The following is an 18,030-nucleotide window of genomic DNA, read 5'->3' on the forward strand; positions in this document are numbered from 1 at the left end:
GTATTGGGGCTAACGCCTTCGCCACTGTCGTCCGTCGCGCTTATCCGGCGACGGACGGCCGCGCTGCGAGCTAAGTACGTCCTACCGTGCGAATCAGAGAACGTTGTTTCACCATTGCGGCTCCCTCGGGGTCGGCCAGCCTCTCTCCGAGAGTCCTCGTCGCCAGGTCCGGGGGCAACGCCGCGGAAAACTTCAGCGCTGTGATCGCTTCAGCACTGAGTTGGGGGACTACGTTCACGTCGGCAGATGCAACCGCCGACGCGCCCACTCCCGCCGGGAGTATCACGCTCTCGTTTTCGATTTCGGTGGCGTCGAGACCTAGCCCGGCGAGCAGAGTCGCGTTCGCTTTCAGACCCGCCCAGGTCCAAAGCCGCCAATCACCGGATGGTCGCGGCTGGAGCACTAGTCCGTCCCTAGTCACTTCAGCGGCGCGTTCGGCGCGCAGTCGCTCGAGTGCAGTGGGCACACGCTTGGAAAGGTGTACATCGGGAATAGCGCCTAACAGCACATCTCGCTGAGACTGGCAGAGGTCAAAGGAGTGCACAACCGGGTCTGTGGGCCACTTTATGTCGCCCTTAAGCGGCACTTCCTCGACCCAGACGACGAATCGCTCCCAATCGACGTGTCGGATCAACCAGCCGCGACCGGCGAGCACCAGCGGTTTGCTCTGTCGGTCCCGGTTCCGCGGAAGCGCGAGCGGCGAGACGAAGCCGATCTCATCGGAGCCAGCGACCACCCGTAGCTCAAGGTCCGTGATGAAGGAGGACAGGAGATCCATGAAGTTCCGGTTGCCGAACTCCTTCTCCGCACGCGCACCGGTGAAGAGCATGCCCGAGTCCTCGATGAGGAAACCCTCCGCAGCCAGATACGCGAGCACCTCCTTCCCGTCGGTCATCACCGGCAGATCGCCCCACCAGTCTCGCCACCGCGAGGCACCGAACGCTCCCTCCTGAAGCGCTAGTGCCAGGAACTGCTGGGCTGCAAGATGGCGAGGATGTGGCGGCGCCGCGACATCCTCGACGAATCCCCGTTTCCAGAGCAGGAGCAAAGCTGCCGCATCGAGCAGCCCCTTCTGGTCCAAGGCCAAGAACAGCGCATTTCTGGCCGTCCCGGGCCGACGTCCGGTCCGGCCCAACCGCTGCAGGAAGGACGAGACAGTCCGCGGCGCGTCTACCTGGATCACTCGATCGAGGTCGCCGATGTCTACCCCGAGCTCCAACGTCGAGGTCGCTACGATGACAGTGTCGCGAGCCTCAGCGAATGCCTGCTCGCTCCTCCGGCGTTCATCCGCAGACAAGGACGAGTGCGATACGAAAGTCTGCACCTGCCGCTCTCGTAACAGGAACGCGAGTTCCTCGGCCTTACGACGCGATTCAAGAAACACCAGTCGCTTCTCGCCCTGGTGCATTCGAGAGATCACGGTCGCGGCGTTCCTAATGCTGCCGACATAGTCGAGCGTCACTTCCGGCTCAGCCGTAGTGATCGCCTCTTCGCGGACAACGCGGACCGGCCGGCGGCCCTCGGTCGAGCCCTGCATCCACGACCCGACCGCCTCCGGGTTGCCGACTGTGGCAGAGAGTCCGACGCGCTGGATCTTCCGCCCAGCGAGCCGCTCTACCCTCTCCAGAACAGCGAGCAGGTGCCACCCGCGGTCCGAACCCGCGAAAGAGTGCAGCTCGTCAATGACAACGGCGCGCACCGAGCCGAGTAGCCGTTTATGGTCCACTCCTCGCGAGACGAGCATGGCCTCGATCGACTCCGGAGTGGTCAGAAGCACGTCAGGCCGCTCCGCTAGGATCCGCCGTCGCTCGGACCTTCCAATGTCGCCGTGCCAAAGCGCAACTCTGCGCCCGAGCCAGGCACAGTAGCCGACGATTCGCGGGAAGAGGTTGTTGAGCAACGCCCGTAGTGGGGTCACATACAAAATGGACGTGTTTGTCCAGCCTCGTTGGACCATCTCGGACATCAGTGGGAATATTGCAGCCTCCGTCTTCCCTCCCGCCGTCGGCGCAACGAGCACACAATTGTCGCCCGAGCGCACCGGCTCGACTGCTGCGGCCTGGAGTGGGCGCAGATCGCGCCAGCCCAGGGAGTTGACAATGTGGAATTCGATGGCCTCGTCCAGACCTGTCGCACCTGGCACGCTCATACATCCAGCTCGATGTCGTCCACCGAGGTCACGGGAAGCCTGTCGCCCTGCGCTCGCGCTTCGCGTTCCACCTCGCTCAGCTCGTCGGCCGAGACTGTCAGGTGGTAATCGTGGCGGGGGTCGAAGTCGTCGAATAGATCAACGCGGTCGAGAACATCGGCTACGAGCTTCTTGAGGAATAGACGCGGCGCCACTCCGGTGCGCCCACCGAGCTCACCGCCGACAGCTACCGCGAGCGTGCGCAGGTACGCGTCATCGACCATGCTCCGCAGGCGCTTTGGATCCTTCGCGCCGTTGGCGTAGATGTCACGTACTCGGGTGCCGAGCTCCACAATAGAGTCCGTGGTGAAGCCGGTCAGGCGAATCTGCGCGGCGCGGGGATTGTCCCACCGGGGATCCGTCGTGAAGTCGGTCTGGAGCCGCTGAGCGAGCGGGGCGAGCCGCTGAACGCCTTGCTGGCCGTCGAAGAAGGCCGGTGTGCCGGTCACGAGAAGATAGAGACCGGGAAACCGTCCACCGTCGACCTCGTCCATGAGTTGGCGCAGCGCGTTCAGCGATTTCTCGCGTACGTCGGAGCGCATCCGCTGCAGTGTTTCGACCTCGTCGAGCACGACGACAAGTCCAGCGTAGTCAGAGTCGCGCAACACAGTGAGGAGTCCCTGGAGGAAACCCAGGGCCCCGAAGTGGTCCAGGTCACCTCTTACTCCCGCGGCCTTTTTCACAGCCGAAGCGACATGAGGTTGTCCGCCGAGCCAGGCCAGAAGCCCATCAGCCTGAGCACCGTCACCGGTTTCGCGGGCGATTCGGTACTGTCGCAGAACGGCTGCGAAAGCTGGGGCTTCCTTCGAGACACTGGCCAGTCGACGCTGCATCAGGGCCAACGAGCCTTCAACGGCGCTACGGTCCGCGCGAGTGTCTTTGACGTCATGGTCGAGGATGTAGAACCAGCCGTCGATGACGTCGCGCAGCGCGCTCGGAGGTGTCGTCGGTGTGGACAGGTTTTCGTTGATCCGGCGGTAGATGGTCTCTAGCTTATGCAGCGGTGTCTCGGTCTCGCTGATCTGAATCTCGGCAGTTGCGAAGTTCGCCTTCTTAGCGTGTTCGGTTAGCCAACGTGCAAAGAACGTCTTCCCGGAGCCATACTCGCCGCGGACCGCCTTAAACGCGGCCCCACCCCCAGCGACGGTCGCAAGCTCCTCGTCGATTGCAGCCTCGAATGGTCCGAGACCGACGGCCAGCACGTCTAGCCCCTGCCGGGGGACCGTCCCGCGCCGCAGAGCGTCGGTGATATCGCGCCGTCGCCTCGGGCTGATGCCGATTGGGTCGCTCATGCTGCTCCACCGATCTCGAACTGTTCTCTGAGCAGGCGCTCGTCGATTCGGAGAGTGACCCCATCTGCATCCATTTCGATGACGGCGTAACCGTCCACGTTGAGGAGGCGCCGAACCGCGGCAAGTACCTGACCAACTCCTGCGGCCGGAATGCCTGCCGCGGCAGCAACGGTGTCCAGGTGGGCTCGGCTACCGTGTTCCAGAAGGGCCCGAATTACGGCCGCGGCTGTCGCGTCGTCAAGTGCCCTGCGTCCGGCCATCCGCTTCTGCTCGGCGTACGTCGCCGACGCAAGCACCGCCTCCGCTAGACCGATCGCGGGTCTCTCCGTCGTGGACACCTCGAAAAGGACGCCCTGGTCCGCGGCCTTCGAAGCTTCCTCGGAGGGTTGGATCTTCCGCGGCTTTGGCAGCACCGAGCTGGTCACGAGGTTCACCGGATCGTTCCACCACGTTGGCACCTGCGGCGCTGCGGCCTCCCAGCCTGATACCCCTGCACTCATTGTTGCGGCCTGGAAGACGAGGACCGGGATGGTGATCTCAGCCAGGCTTGCGCCACCGTGGTAACCAGCCCGGCGCGCGCCGAAATGGGCATCTTCGCGCCACAGCAACACGGCGGATTCGTCGGGCGCGATCACGCGCGGACCCTTGACAAGCACCTCGCCGTGAGCAGCTGGGCCACTGGAAGCGAGCCTCCACCGAGCATCGGCTCCCGGCGAAGAGAGCGCTTCGCTGTCCCGCTCGACCACGTGTCCGTGATCTGAAGTCAGGATCACCACGCGGCGAGCGTCGGCTGCCGCCACGAGCAGCGCACGCAGCGGCTCTACCCGGTGAAGGTCCCAATCGCTTCCCGAAGTGTCATTCTTGTGGATCGCATCGTCGATCGCGTTGATGACGACCCCGACCACCCGTGCGGCGTTATCCCGCATCGCTCGCAGGAGGCCATCTGGAAGGGCAGCACCACCTTCGGCGCGCAAATCGTCCTTGTGGAAGACGAGCGAACCTGGAAAGGCAGTCGCGAGCCCCTTCTTCTCATCGTCTGCTCCGCCCTCGCAAAGCTTTCCACAGAAGAGTGTCGTGCGTGAGATGCGGGTGAGCGATGGGAGGGCAGCGACGGCGGCCAATCGTCGGTGGGTTGCTGCGGGCACCCACTCGACGAGGCCCAGTCGGGCAACTTCGCTGGCAAGGGCGGTTCCGATTGCGGCGCTCATGCCGTCAAGCACGACCAGGAGCGCACCACCGTTGTGCCGCCACGGCTCGACAATCTCTGAGAGGAGCCGCTCGATGCCAAGGGCGCCGCGTGGGCCTATATCACGCGCTTGGTGTAGTCGGGTCGCGGCTGTCTCGTCACGTCGTTGACGACGTTCCTGAACCCTGGTGATGAGTGCCTCGTAGGCCCCGGCGACGACGGGGTCGGCGTCGCCGTTCCACACCGCACCGATCGCCGCGTCGACCCAGGCGCCGTCATCCATCTGGTGCTGCAGATCCTGGGCGAGGGAGGTTGTGGTTTGCTCGTTCGTCGCGAGCCATCGCGCAAGTCGCACCGCCATGGTCGGTGCAGTCGACGTCCCCGCATCTCGATGGTCCATCAACGCTGCCAGAGCTTCTTCAACCTCCTTGCCGGAGTCGAGAGCGTTGGCGAGCGCGCGAAGCCGAGCGCGGTAGCCCGGATGCAGAATCGTCGACCGCTCCGCGCCTTTCTCCCAGTCGAGGTCGCCGAGCAACGCCTCGGCCTGCTGCAGGGCGACACCGAGCTCCGGGGAGTCATCAAGCCCCAAGCGCAGTACCACCGTCTTCGCTACCTGGGCCACCGCCTGGGCGACTTCAACCCTAATCGACTTCCCGTCAATGTACGCCTCCACGCGCGCCCGTGCAGCGATCTGTTCTTCGCACACTGGTGTTCCGTCGTCCGGCCAGAGCACATCGAGCGCCAGCCCAACGGCCAGTGGTGAGATGTGTTCCTGCCGCTGTGCAACCCGCAAAGCAAAGGCCGCAGGAGCACCCAGCTCCAAGCTGGCCCAGTCGATGACATGCCGTCGCAGCCGTTCATCGACAGAAGCCCATGACCGCCGCACATCGCGTTGGCCCAGTGACGTGAGGACCACGATCCCGTCCAGCTCGGTGTTAGCGCCCAAACCGAGAAGGTTCGCCAGCAGGGCTCCGATAGCGTGCCGCGCGGTGAGTGCCAGTTCGGTGGAGCGCGGCCAGCCGCCTGGAGGCTGGTGGTCGAGTAGGGCCGTCGCGGCCCAGTCGAGCCGGCGCAGCTCGCGGCTCACTTCGCGGGCACCGGGAAACATGCGGGGCACCGCTTGCCACTCGTCGGGGACCTCGATTTGCTGCCGGTAGGCTCGGGCGAGCACCGCGTCGCCTAGGTCGTCGCGTGGCCTGTCGGTCAGGATCACGACGCGCTCATCGGCCTCCAGGGACGCATAGATGTCAAGGATTCCGAGTTGTGACACGCCAGGTAGAACGCGCACCCAAGTGTTCCCAACGCTCACGTCCCCGTGAGTCCACTCCGGGCGGGCTCGGAGCAGAAGAACCTGCATCCCGGACTTCACCAAGTCCGAGGCGCGTTGCTGCACCATCGCTGGCGAGACCGTGACAGCTCGGACCTGTTCGCTCACTCCCACCTCCAGTCGACATGGAGCTTCTTGCCGTCCACCGGGTTCTGTAGCTCTTCGACAAGAGTCTTGCGCAAACTGTCGAGCTGAGAGATCGCTTTCACTTCGATGCTGTGGACCGCGCGGGCGCGAGTCTCTGCCTCCCGCCGGCGGCTCTCAAGCTCGGCCTCCTGCTCACGCAATCGCTGTTCCCGTTCGGCGAGTGCCTTTCGCTCCTCCTCGAGGACATGTTGCCGCTCCGCTTCCGCCCGCGCCTGTTCTTCCGCCTTGACTCGGCGCCTGTCTTCCTCGCGGCGTGCTCGTTCGGCTGCTTCGTCATCTGGCTCCTGGCCTCGTCGGCTGACGAGGATTGTGGTGGCGCCTGCTGCTGCCGTCGACAGTGCGGCGGCGAGCTCGGAGTGGAGCTGGTCGGCCTGAGCCGCGCCGCGGAGGGCTTGCACGAGTGAGTCGGCCCGCTCCCCGTCCAGGGAAGACACCTGGTTGAGCAGCTGCCACTGCGCGCCCTTGATGGCGGCGGTCACCTCCGCGGCGGTGGAGAGCGACCGTGCGAGCGCCTGGAGTTCGGCCGGAAGATCGAACTCCGCTAGCACGCGAATCCGGTCGACGTGGTCGCGCTCTCCGCTGATGGCGGCGACCAAATCGCGCGCACGACGAGCGGTGGCGAGGCGGGGGCTGACTTCAGAGAGCGCGAACACGTCACGGTGCGCGTCGAGCGCGCCTAGCAGCTCGCTGGCCGCCTGCTCGGCCTGGCGTGCTCGTGTCGACAGCGCGATTCCAACCCGGTTGACGGCTGCGCTAGACAAGTGATGCTCGCTCGCGCCCACTCCGAAGAGACTTTTGGCCCGGTCTAGCGCCCGGCCCCACTCTTCTCCTGTCGGAAGCACCGGCTCTTGCAAGGTCGTGTCGTTCGTCAGTGCGCCGATGGCCGCGGGCTCCATTCTCGCGCCGTAGCGAAAGAGCTGCCGGTCGGTGAGCGATGCCCAGGCGAGAATCAGCAGGTCTTGCGCATCCGTGGTCATCCCCTGGTCGGCAATGGCGGTCCGCAGAGCTCCCACTGTCACATCACCGCTCGCGGCGGATTTTGTGAACTCGTCGTGCCAGCGGAAGCGAACCGGGTCGAGCACATACGTGACTTCGCTCAGCGACCCTACGCCGTACCCGTCGACGACGCGTCGTACCTTGGTGGCCATCGCCCGGTCGACGGTCTCGATGCGTCCCCCAGCGGCCATGGCCTTTCGAGCCAGCTCGAGTACCGCCGATAGTTCGGCACGCCGCACCTCGTCAGTTCCTCGATCCACCTGCGGGTGATGGGGATACCGCGCATCGAGCGCTGCACCAAGTGCATCGACGACAGCACCACGGAAATTGGGCGAGGACGGCTTGAGCGGGTCATAGTCGGGTGCCAGCGTCACTAAGTGCTGTCCGTCAATTATCCGGTCACCGAGGTGATCGTCCGTAGCGGCATCGATCCCGTAGGCCTGACGCAGTGCACCAAGCACCTGCTCTCGAAGAGCGTCTCGCTGGTTTGCCAGCTGGCGGCGCGCCGGTTCACGGTCGTTGACTGGCAGGCCGGTTGAATACTGGTCAAACCTGCTGCCCGTGAGGAGATAGTCCAAGACCACGAGCTTGCCCACATCGTCCATACGTGCCGCCGTCAGGAAGTGGGGGAGCCAAGCGACGGTGTCGGTCGTCATGCCGTCCTGCTTGAGCTGGACGAGCCGCAGAAAGTCGTCGGCTGGCGGGTGGCCGGCGTCATCGAACGGGAAGTCGACGACAAGCTTCCATCGCCCCTCAGATGCGGTCAGCGTCTCGACCGGCAGGGCACGTTCGTCGCGGACGTTGCCGAACACCACATCCGCTTCACACTTCTGCCCTCGCCACACGTGGCTCACGACATAATCGCTTCCCAGGGCCCCTGTGGCAGATGCACCGATCTGATCGGCAAGGAGCCGTCGCAGCAGGCCGCGGCGGTTCTCGTGGGTGTCCTCGGTCTGAACGTGCACTAGAACGGAGTCGAAGTCCACACCGGAGAGCTGCAGCGATATGACGGGATCTGTCCCGCCTTGACTGACGGTGATCTCACCGAATTCCGCTGCCCACTCCTTCGCAAGAACAACAACCTGGCTCGCCTCCTGACCGGGCAGCATGGAGACGACGGAGCCGAAGTTGAGCGCTGCCAACTTGGAAGCCGTGAGGTCCTTCAAAGAGGCAGCACCGGGCGCGATGGCTGCGACGAGCAGCGTCTTCGCGAGCCGGTCGTCGCGTCGGAACGCGTGATCTCTTGCTACCTCTCGGCTCTGTGCTTCATCGAGCCCGTGTCGCATAACGAGGTAAGGCCGCATCTTTTGGGTGTAGAACGTGCGCGCGGCCCTGAAGAGATTCTTCATGTCGTCAGTCAGTGGCTCAGAATCTCCGAGGACGACCACGTCGAACAGGTCTCCGACAGGAATCAAATCCCCGACGGTGAGCTCGTCCCGGCTCCTTGAAAGGAGCTCACTCATGATCTTCAGGGCTGTGCGCTCGCGCTGCATGATCGAGGACAGCGCGACCATCGCGTCCACAAGTGCGGGCGAGAACGGATAGACCTGCTCGAAATCGACTGCGGCTGAACCAGCTTCGTCCGTCAGCAGGTGCTTCCAAGCCACAGGGTTGGCTCGGACCCGCCCGACCGCGCCGGCCAGCGCCGTCCTGCCCTCCTCGCTAGTGGGAGTCAGCAGACGTCTCTGGACGATCTGCGGCAGGTTGGCGGCCGCCAGGGTGATCTTCTCGAATCGACCCTCCCACCACTGAAAGGAGTCATCGAGCGCCACTTGTTCTGCGCCGACGGCGCCACCGCCAAGAAAGTCTTTGAGGTTGCGCTGACGCGCTACAAAGGAGACCAACGGCACGGGCAGCGAGCCAACGCCGGTCTCGACGAGCTTAGCCACCTTCGACGTCTCGGTTTGGATGAACGTGGTATCGCGCAGGTGATTGGCCAGCCAGAGGACAAGCTCGTCGAGAAACAGGATGACGCCGTCGTATCCGAGCTCCTTGGCATGCTGCGTCATTGCCTGAAGCCCGCTGGATATGTCCAACCAGGTGCCGGTCGACTCGAAGGATTGGAAGTATGTCTTGACGAGCGCGGCCACGAGTCGCTGTCGATCCGGGTCACCGGCAGGCTTGTGGCGAGCGGCGTCGTACCGCTCGGCAGTAATGGACGACTCGAAGGTGCCCCAGCCCGGTGATGGTGAGGCGCCACCGGCGAGCTTTGTGAAGAACCTATCCTCGCCGAGGTCGACCCTCAGCCGGTCAGCGTCCTCCAGCAAGGCGTCTGAGCGATGCAGTACGGGAGCGGCTGCATCGGAGTGCCTGGTCTTGACGGCGGCGAGATACCCTCCGAAGAGCGCAGATTCAAAGTTGTCGGCGCCGATGAGGTGGTAGTCAATAGCAAGTAGGTTCCTGTCCTGCAGTTCCGCGTGATTGGCCACGACGTCCTGTAGCCCTGCCAATGCACGAGCTTGCGGATTTCCGATGAGCAGCTGGTGCATCACTGCCATGTAGTGCGACTTACCGGCACCGAACGAGCCGTGGATGAAGGCTCCTTTAGAGGTTCCGCTCCTGAGGGTAGACTCGAGCAGTCTGAGACCCTTGTCGAACGCCTCTGCGATCGACTCGGTAACGACGTACTCGGAGAGAGTTTTCGCGGCGGCCTGTTGTGCGCGGTGGATCTGGAGGACGAAGTCGTCGTCGTGAACGGCAAGCGGGATGTCGATCGCATCCCGCAGGGGAAATGACAGATCGGTCATTGCTCTCTCCTTCACAAGCGCAGGGCCCGGGCACGAGTTGCAACAGGCGGCACCCACGCGCTCACCTGGTCACGAGTCTTCTCCACCCGGGCAAGGTACTGGTCGACAACGCCGCTGATAACGGATGCCGAGCTGGTGCCATATGCAGTCTCGATCTCGCTGTGCCATTGGTGTAACCAACACTCAAGCTCAACCAGGCCGGCCACGAGCGGCTCGATGCCAGCATCGTCGACCCCGAGCGCCTGCTGCACGGGAATCTCTCTAGCTAAAGCCAGTGCCTGGTCGCGGTGCGACCAGCCCGCCCAGCCGATGACTGGAGTGGAGTCGCCAGCGCGGCGAACGCCCGGGTAGAGAATGAAGCGCTCCTTCGGCATGTCGAACTTGCCGCGCGCCCGCCAGTACGTCGGGCTGCGGAAATCGGACTTCGCATATTTGGGCGGCAAAGGGATGGTGATGCTATCTCCCATGTCCTCGCGACGCTGGAGTGCCCAGACTTCCTGCCAGGCTCTGAATTTATCCACGCCGGACGGTTTGTATCGATGGGCGGCCAGGAACGGGACTGCCTCTTCCCAGATGAGTGATGCGATGACGGCGGCCAAGTCGGGCTCGGCATTCTCGCTCAACACCCGAGCAAGTTCTCTAACGACTCGATCATTCCGAAGCGCGTCTGCCAGCTCTGCCACAGAGTGAGCCGCCGGGCCCTGCGCATCCTGCCACAAGGCGGGGTTCTCCAGACGGGTTAGAATCGCGCCGCGCAGAGCGTTCTGGCGCTGCGCGTCCCACGATTCGATCCACCACCGCCGCTTGCACTCCGGTCTCTCAATGAGTTCGATATAGCCGTCATGCGCAATGCAGTGGAGCCGACGTTGAACAATCGCAGAATAATCGGAAGGCCACCAGTGTGGAGCGTCCGAAATCGCCACTGAATGATGTCGGTCGAACCAAGCGGTCTCTTCCTCACCGCTCGCAACGCGGCGAGCTAGCGCGATCTCAAAAGCCCGCTCACCCAGGGCCAACTCGTCGAGCCCACTACCGCGGTAGGTGAGATCTTCTTCAATTAGGCCATAAATTCGATAGGAGTCCCAGTCGAGCTCCTCCTGCTCGAAGATCATTCGCGCTCGGAGCCGCTCCCAGTCTGCCCTGGCCTCGCGAAGCCGTTCGGCCAAACCTTCGGCGCCACCTTGGTCCATCCAGACCATGATCACCTGGAGGGGCGATGCACCTTGTACGTCGCCTGCCAGAGTGTCAAGCATGCGGCCGCGATCTATTGGCAGCTGATCTGCGATCGGGAACTGATCGAGTTTGGTTCCCGTGAATTCATACCGCGGCTCCCAGTCCTCATCGCCAATTCCGCCACCGATGCCGCCATTCCCTTTGTTGTGACATACTTGCTTGAGCCAGAAACAGGCGACCGAGCTATTCAATGCGGCGGCAAGCTCAAAGAACTCCGACTCCAGACTTTCTGGTGGTAGCTCAATGCGGAGGGCACCAGGCTTCTCAATGTCATCTCGCCTGACGATAGCAGCATGGAAATGAGTAGCGATCTTTGCGAAGGCGATTCGCGGGCGAGCATCGCGCTGAGCGCTGACTTGGTGCCACGACAACCAGTCGATCCCAGATTCACGATAGGTAGTACCTGAGAATGTAGCCCGATTCCACAAGGATCGGCGCCACGGCCACAGGGAAGTTCGCGACGTCTCGGCCGCGCTCGCCGCGGCCGCTGGTCCGCCCGCGAAGAACAACTCGCCGATCTTGCCCGCCGCCCAGTCTCGAACCGCATTGCCGTCAATCGCGCCGGCTATGTCCCCTGCATCTACGCCAAGGCGGACGAACGTTCCGACGGGCGCAGCAAAGTAGTCCTCGGCGTGGCTGTCGCCGAACATTCCCATTCTCCACACCCTGGCGCCCATTCGCCCCGGAGCAGCTTCGATCGCCTCCTTCAATGCGGTAGCAGTCTCCCCGCCAAGAGACCACGGATGGACGGTCAGGTTTTTCCGATCCCGTAGCGAAATCGAAACATACCGGCCTTCAAACCAATCGTCATTGACATGTTCGACGATTTCCCTCCAAACGCGCCCCTTCGCCGGATCGACAGGTACGCCGGGTTCGCCTCTGACGCCAGCAACAACACGAACATGGTTATCCACTGGCCGCCGACGGCGACCAATCAGGATGACCGTCGGTGTGCCGTGGCCAGGAATATGAGCACGCGATGTGTCAATCACGCGAGTTAGGTCGACCGGATTCTCCAAATGAAAGCCAGCAAAAAGGTCTTCCACGACTTTCCTACCGAACTCCCGCTTCATGAACCCGTTCGCTGTGATTTGGCCTACGTATCCCGCACCCCGACCTTGTTCGCCGCGAATGGCAAGTCGGAAGAAGAGCTCCATGAATGGTATTGATAAGTTGTACTGGCCGTGAGCCGTGCGATATGCTTGCCGATATATCTTCCGCAGCGCCCTATCGGTTACGGCGATGTACGGAGGATTGCCAACCACGACGTGATATTTACCCGGTCTGAGTATTTCGAAATAGTCGGAAAGGTCCTCAGAGTCATATAGATAGGTCCTTCCTTGCTCATCCTCGGCGAGCACGCCGAACGTCTCCGGCACACCTCCCTGCTCACCGAGCAGGGAGTCGCCGATCGCCAGCCGAAATCCCATGGCAGGCACCCCGACGAGCGATCGCTCTCCCATTGTCTTGAGGCCCGCGAGCGTCAGCCGGAAGCGGGCGATGGCAACCGCGAAGGGGTTGAGATCAACGCCGTGAATGGACGCCATGGCACGGCGTATGCGTTCTTTGGCGTCGAGCGCAGGCGCCTCCTCGAGCCACGCGCGGTTGAGTCGTTCGAACGCGCCAAGCAGGAAGTGGCCCGACCCGCAGGTGGGATCGATTACCTTGAGGCCATTGAGGCCGAATTCTGCGATCGCGGACGTCAGAGTCTGTTCAAGGATGAATTCTTCGACAAAAACTGGCGTCTGCAGCAGCGCGTAAGTCTTCTTCGCGTGCTCGGAGAGGTCCTGATAGAGATCGCCGAGGAAGCGGGTGTCGAGGTTGGGGTCGGTGAAATCGTGGACCAGCACGCCACCTGCGTCCGTGCGACGCCAGAACGCGATGAGAGCATTTGCCGACTCCGGACTGATCTCGGCCAACCACACAGGGTTATGGCGTGGGTCGACGAGACCCGCTCCAGCGGGCTGTGCAGCCAGCACGCGGAAGCCCTGCTGGAGCCAGTGTCGGCGGTTGTGGATGGGGTTGGTGCGGAAGTAGGCGGTGAGGTTTTCCTCGGCGCGCTGAGTGCGGTCACCCGGGCCGGCGATCCAACCGACTGCGATAGGCATACCATCGAGCCGGGCACCCGCGAGCAAGTCGTTGTCCTCGCAGAAGCGCAGGAACGCTGTGGCGACGACCCAGGCAACCGCCGCCTGGTCGACCTCATTATCACGCCAGTCCATCCAAGAGTGGCCGGTGCGCTCACGCCGTAGGGCCTCTTCATACTCCGCCCGGAGGCGCGCGCCCCACTGATTGCTGCGATCCTCTGCGCTGGCGCGGAGGTCGATCTGGAGTGCCTTGAGCTGCGTTTTTAGGTCGGCGAGAAGGGCGGACGAGTCGATCACGTACGGGCTCCAGGGTTCGTGCGGGGCAATGCGGCGGGAACAAGGAGGGACAGGTCTGGTGGGAGGCTGGTCCACCCGCTCGGACCGAGCGGAACGGGCTTGCCCTCCAGCAGCGGCACTTGCTGATCAGCATGCATGGCGACGAGCAGCCACCGCGCTGCGGGCCGCGGAGTGCCGATGTCGAGCAAGGTAGCGAGCAGCTGTGCCATGCCGTACCGGACAAGCGGTCCGGCGTTGACAATCAGCAGAGGCACACCTGCGGCCATGCGCTCCTCCCAACGAGGGTGCACAGCTTGCTGCACGAGGCGCGAGAGGTTCGACCAGTCCGCCCCTTCCTTATGTCCGGCATCGACACCGAGGGCAAATCTCCAGTCGATCCCATGACGGTCGGCGAGCTCCTTGGTCGCAACGACGACAAGGGCAGCCACGTCGAGCACCTCAACGTCGAAAAGGCCTGGTAGCTCGCGGACAGCAGACAGATATCGCCTCGGAGGCACGCAGAGAGTGACTGCACCACGACGACCCAGCGACTCACTCAACCGACCGACGACCTCTGGAACAGCGGTGTGAGCGAAATTTGTGAGGCTTGTTGGAGTCAGGGTTCCTGTGCGCGCGGTGGACTCGAGCTCGTAGACACCCTGACGGTTGACGATGCCAGGGAGGACAACACTTACGAGGTCATCGAGTCGGTGGGAGGCTTTTGGCAGCTCGACAGCCGGAAAGCGCGCGGCGACGCTCTTGCGCACGGCGGACTCAGTGATGCTCCGCCCCGGCTTACCCCGCAACGCCTGCGCAACGGCCTCCTGCGGATCGAGGTCGGCTCGATAGAGCTCGTCGAAGCCAGACACCATGGCCGTGCTGCTCGTCGAGGCTGCCAGGACGAGCAGTCGCCGATCGGCGAGGAGAACCATCGAGTCACCGGCTTCATCCTCGAGCACCTTCCGGAGCGCTGCGATTGCGGTGTTGTGCGGCACGACACCGTCCTCCACCAGCTTGTCCGCTCGGCGCCCCAGCTCGATGGCGACATCAGTGAGGAGATCCGCCGGCGGGAAGGATTGTCCAGTCGCATCGGGGTCCACGGTTTCGGATAGGGCAATGAGATCGGCGCGCTTGGCACCGCGCCTGCGCAACTCCAACGCTGGCTCGGGCATCCGACAGTCGAGCTCGTACACCGCGCGGAGCAATGCTGCGCCTTGTTGAGTGCGCTCAACGCCGTCGAGCAGCGATCCACGCTGGGCAATCAGCGCGGCCACGAGCGACGAAACCGACATGACGCGGCCCTGGCTGGCGAGGATCGCGATTGCCTCGTCACGTACGCTGTCGAGTAAATTGGGTCGACCCGTGCTCCATACGGCGACCGCGTTGTCGACTGTGTGCAGGACTCGCTCGCGAGTCATCCGCAGGTGTTGCGCCACTTCACCTGTGGCGGGCCAACCGCGCACGCTCTCGCCGCCATCGAGGCCCAGGACCGAATCGATGACAGTCCGCTCGGCACCCCTGAGCCTTGAGCGCAGCATTGCCACCACTCGCTCAGTGCCTATCGGTCCCGCCTGGCCAGCATTCTCGGTGCCCCTCAGCCGCCTGCGCCACTGCCCGATCCTTGCCTGGATCTCTTTGCGGTAGGTCTCCCCCAGGCCCCGGATGGAGTTGATCTGGGTCGGGTGGACTCCCAGGAGATCACCGACGGTGGCAGCATCGAGACGGCCTAGCCCAGACAGCGCCCGGGCCGAGAGGCCGGCACGCTCCAACGGTGTTTCCAACGTGGCCTGCCCCGCCAACTCGTCGTTGCCCCCTCCACCCTGCTCGTGCGTGTCGAGGGACGCGAACACGTCGAGCCACGCGTCAGCCAACTGATCGGCGCTGCCGAATCGCTTAGACGCGTCGGGATCCAGTGCGCGGTGGAACAGTGCCGTGAGTTGGGTAGCGATCGAGGACTCGAAGCTCGTCGGCTCGACCACGGCGCGGTCGCCAAGGTCCGCCGGACGTCCCGCTCCTTCGCCCCACCATGGGAGCTGACCGGTGGCCATCTCGAAGAGTGTCGCAGAGACCGCATAAAGCTCGGCCGCACGGTCGTAGCGATGGCGCTTGCCACGACCCAGGTAGGGGTCGAGATATCCTGGCGTGCCGGAGCCGAGGTTCTCGACGCTCTCACTTGCCAGAGAGAAGTCGAACAGGACCAATGACGGCTTGCGCGAGCCCGGGTCAGGCGTGATTCCAAGGTTTGCGGGCTTGATGTCGCGATGGAAGATTCCCTGAGACTCGAGGTAAGACACTGCTTCCAACAGCTGTCCACCCAGCTGCTCAAGCTGACCGATCGTCGAACGCCCCTCCTTGGCCAGTCGGGTTGCGAGAGTCTCCTTACCGGCATCTGAAAGGAGGATCACGCTCCGGCCGTCGACGTCAAATGGGCCTTCGAACAGCCGCACTACCCGCCGATGATCCAACGACCGAAGGACGTCGGCCTCAGCGGCGATCCTGCGGGTGGCCGATTCGCTGCGCGCTACCTTAAGAACGAGTTCGCGATCCGGGTCGTCTGACTCCGTGTCTTGAACAGCCAACGCCAAGCCGCTAGAGCCTTCGCCCCGGCGCCCGGTCACGATAAAGCGGTCCCCGACGATGTCGTCCTTCTGTGCGTCGAGCGGGTCGTAGACAGGGATGGGCTGATCGCCAGCGTCGGGACGACGTACCTCGTCCCAGGCTGTGCGTAAAAGCTCGAGTACCTCTTCGACCGTCGTGGGTCGCTCCGACTCGACGGCGCTGGTAGCCATGGCCACGACGTCGGCGATCGCGTCAGGCATTCCTGGCGCGGCCGCTCGTGGGTCTAGCGCCCGAGTGATGGCGAGCTTCTCCTCGAGCTCGGCGAGGGTGGCCGCGGGGGACCTACCGGTGAGAATCAGGTACGCCAAGGCTCCGAAGCCGTACACGTCGAGCGGGATGCTGGGAAGGTTCTCCGCGGAGTGGCGCGCCTCGGGTGCCAGGTATAACCAATCGTCCTGACTGGTGATCCCCATCAGATCGCTTGCTCCGGCATTTATGGCAGTCCAGCGGGTGGACGCATCGGTGGAGCGATCCTTCTGGCCGAAGTACCAATCGCGGATGGCAGGCTGCGGGAGTGGCGTCTTAGTGGGGATGACCCAGACCCGGCGCGGCGCAAGCGCGCGATGCATCAGATGACGATTGTGTGCATAGCGGAGGAGTTCCCCGACCCGGATCACCAGCGCTACCCGCATGTCGAGATCCAGATCTGCGCCTGCCGATGCGAGATACGCATCGAGTGGCAGCTCGGCATCGTCGTACTCGAAGACGAGGGCAGGTCCGTCGTCGGTCGTCTTGTAATCGACCGGCACCGCGATACCGTGGTGCCGGACTCCCAGCGTGAGCTGGAACTCGCGCCTCGCGAGCTGCTCGATACGCTGACGCTCGCCGGCAGCTGCCTTCGGGGGGATGTCGTACAGACGCAGGCGCCGTCTTACGTCTGGCATCGCGGGCAGGCTGACGAGGACGTCCTGCCAATCTGGCCCCTCAGCGATCGGCGCCGAGTCTGCGACTACGAAGTCCCCGACGAGGCGCGTCTTCGGAGTGGCGCGGAAGTCTGCGCGACCGCACAACGCTCGAATCTGCCGAGCTCGCACAATGTCGATTGCTTGGTGTGGATCCGCCGCCGGCTGCCCCAAGAATGTGCTCAACTTCCGCAAAGGCGGAGTCGCGTGGATCTGAAAGCCATCCAAAGCGAGGACGCCGCTCCGGGCGCGCTCTTCGAGTTCAACCGTGCTGTCGTTCCCGTGAAGGACTACGAGCGCATTGATGTACGGCACCGTTCTCCGTGCCGCCGGGTTGGGGGTGTAATCCCTGAGCAGGCTCGCCAGGCGCTTAGCCTTGCGGTCGGTGAGGAGCCACGGGTTTTCGACGTTGCGGCGCCCGTGTATCCAGCGCTGGGTGCTGCCCCGGATCGTGCCGTGCCAGCCTTTGAGCTCAACCACATATAGCCCTGTTCGCGTGAGCAACAGAACATCGAGCTCGGCCGAGCGACCATTGTTGTCGATGAAGGTAAGATTCACCCAGGCTGTGGTGATTCCGTCCTCCGGCAGGGCCTCCCGGAATGCATCGAGCGCTGCCGCCTCGGAGGCGGTCGCTGGCTCCCCCATAACGATCCAGTTGCCAGAATCGGCCTTCATATTTCCCCGTGCTCCCCAGTCGCGGCGTCTTCCCGAGGTCTCTTCAGGCTCGCGCCACCACGCGGGTCCCACTCGTCAACTTTGCTGCCTCGAAGGCCGCGCAAGCACCCCATCTCACGGGGTAGCATATGCCTCCGGTCGCGCGGTGAGTAGACGCTGTCCTTGGTGACGCCGAGCCATGCTGCGAGGCTCTCGGTAGACGACCAAGGCCCAGGCACGGCGATCCCTTCCCGACGTCCGATATGCTTCCAATGGGACTTGCGATCGTACCGGACGGGCCCAGATTCAACTCAGCTTTGCTGGCTTGTTCTGCGAGGCGAGAGACCGCATCGGATCGCCGACAGACTCCGTCATG

The 18,030-nt window shown here is 63.6% G+C and carries 6 protein-coding genes; all 6 read right to left on the reverse strand.

Annotated elements, in window-relative coordinates:
• Positions 1 to 70: 70 nt before the first annotated feature.
• From E0H50_RS38755 to pglW, 6 genes are read right to left on the reverse strand one after another with little or no spacing between them, the layout of a single operon-like run.
• Entirely contained in the window at positions 71 to 2,149 is a 2,079-nt protein-coding gene (locus tag E0H50_RS38755; RefSeq protein WP_131296138.1) for a DEAD/DEAH box helicase, read from the reverse strand.
• Positions 2,146 to 3,480: a BREX system ATP-binding protein BrxD gene (gene brxD, locus E0H50_RS38760; RefSeq protein WP_131296139.1), complete on the reverse strand. Its 1,335-nt coding sequence runs from the start codon at positions 3,478 to 3,480 to the stop codon at positions 2,146 to 2,148. Before brxD ends, E0H50_RS38755 begins: the two co-directional genes overlap by 4 nt.
• Positions 3,477 to 6,107: a BREX-2 system phosphatase PglZ gene (gene pglZ / locus E0H50_RS38765; protein WP_475009288.1), complete on the reverse strand. Its 2,631-nt coding sequence runs from the start codon at positions 6,105 to 6,107 to the stop codon at positions 3,477 to 3,479. Before pglZ ends, brxD begins: the two co-directional genes overlap by 4 nt.
• Positions 6,098 to 9,883 carry a DUF6079 family protein gene (locus E0H50_RS38770; RefSeq protein ID WP_131296141.1) on the reverse strand — a complete coding sequence of 1,262 codons (3,786 nt, stop codon included), beginning with the start codon at positions 9,881 to 9,883 and terminating at the stop codon, positions 6,098 to 6,100. The genes pglZ and E0H50_RS38770 overlap by 10 nt, the downstream gene beginning before the upstream one ends.
• Positions 9,884 to 9,894: 11 nt before the next feature.
• A complete protein-coding gene (gene pglX, locus E0H50_RS38775; protein WP_165547445.1) occupies positions 9,895 to 13,500 on the reverse strand; it encodes a BREX-2 system adenine-specific DNA-methyltransferase PglX in 3,606 nt (1,201 codons plus the stop codon).
• Positions 13,497 to 17,675 (reverse strand): BREX system serine/threonine kinase PglW, encoded by a 4,179-nt coding sequence (gene pglW / locus E0H50_RS38780; RefSeq protein ID WP_131296143.1) that lies wholly within the window; start codon positions 17,673 to 17,675, stop codon positions 13,497 to 13,499. Before pglW ends, pglX begins: the two co-directional genes overlap by 4 nt.
• Positions 17,676 to 18,030 lie beyond the last annotated feature (355 nt).

Origin of the sequence: Kribbella sindirgiensis (genome assembly GCF_004331435.1) — a bacterium.
GTDB classification, from domain to species: Bacteria; Actinomycetota; Actinomycetes; order Propionibacteriales; family Kribbellaceae; genus Kribbella; species Kribbella sindirgiensis.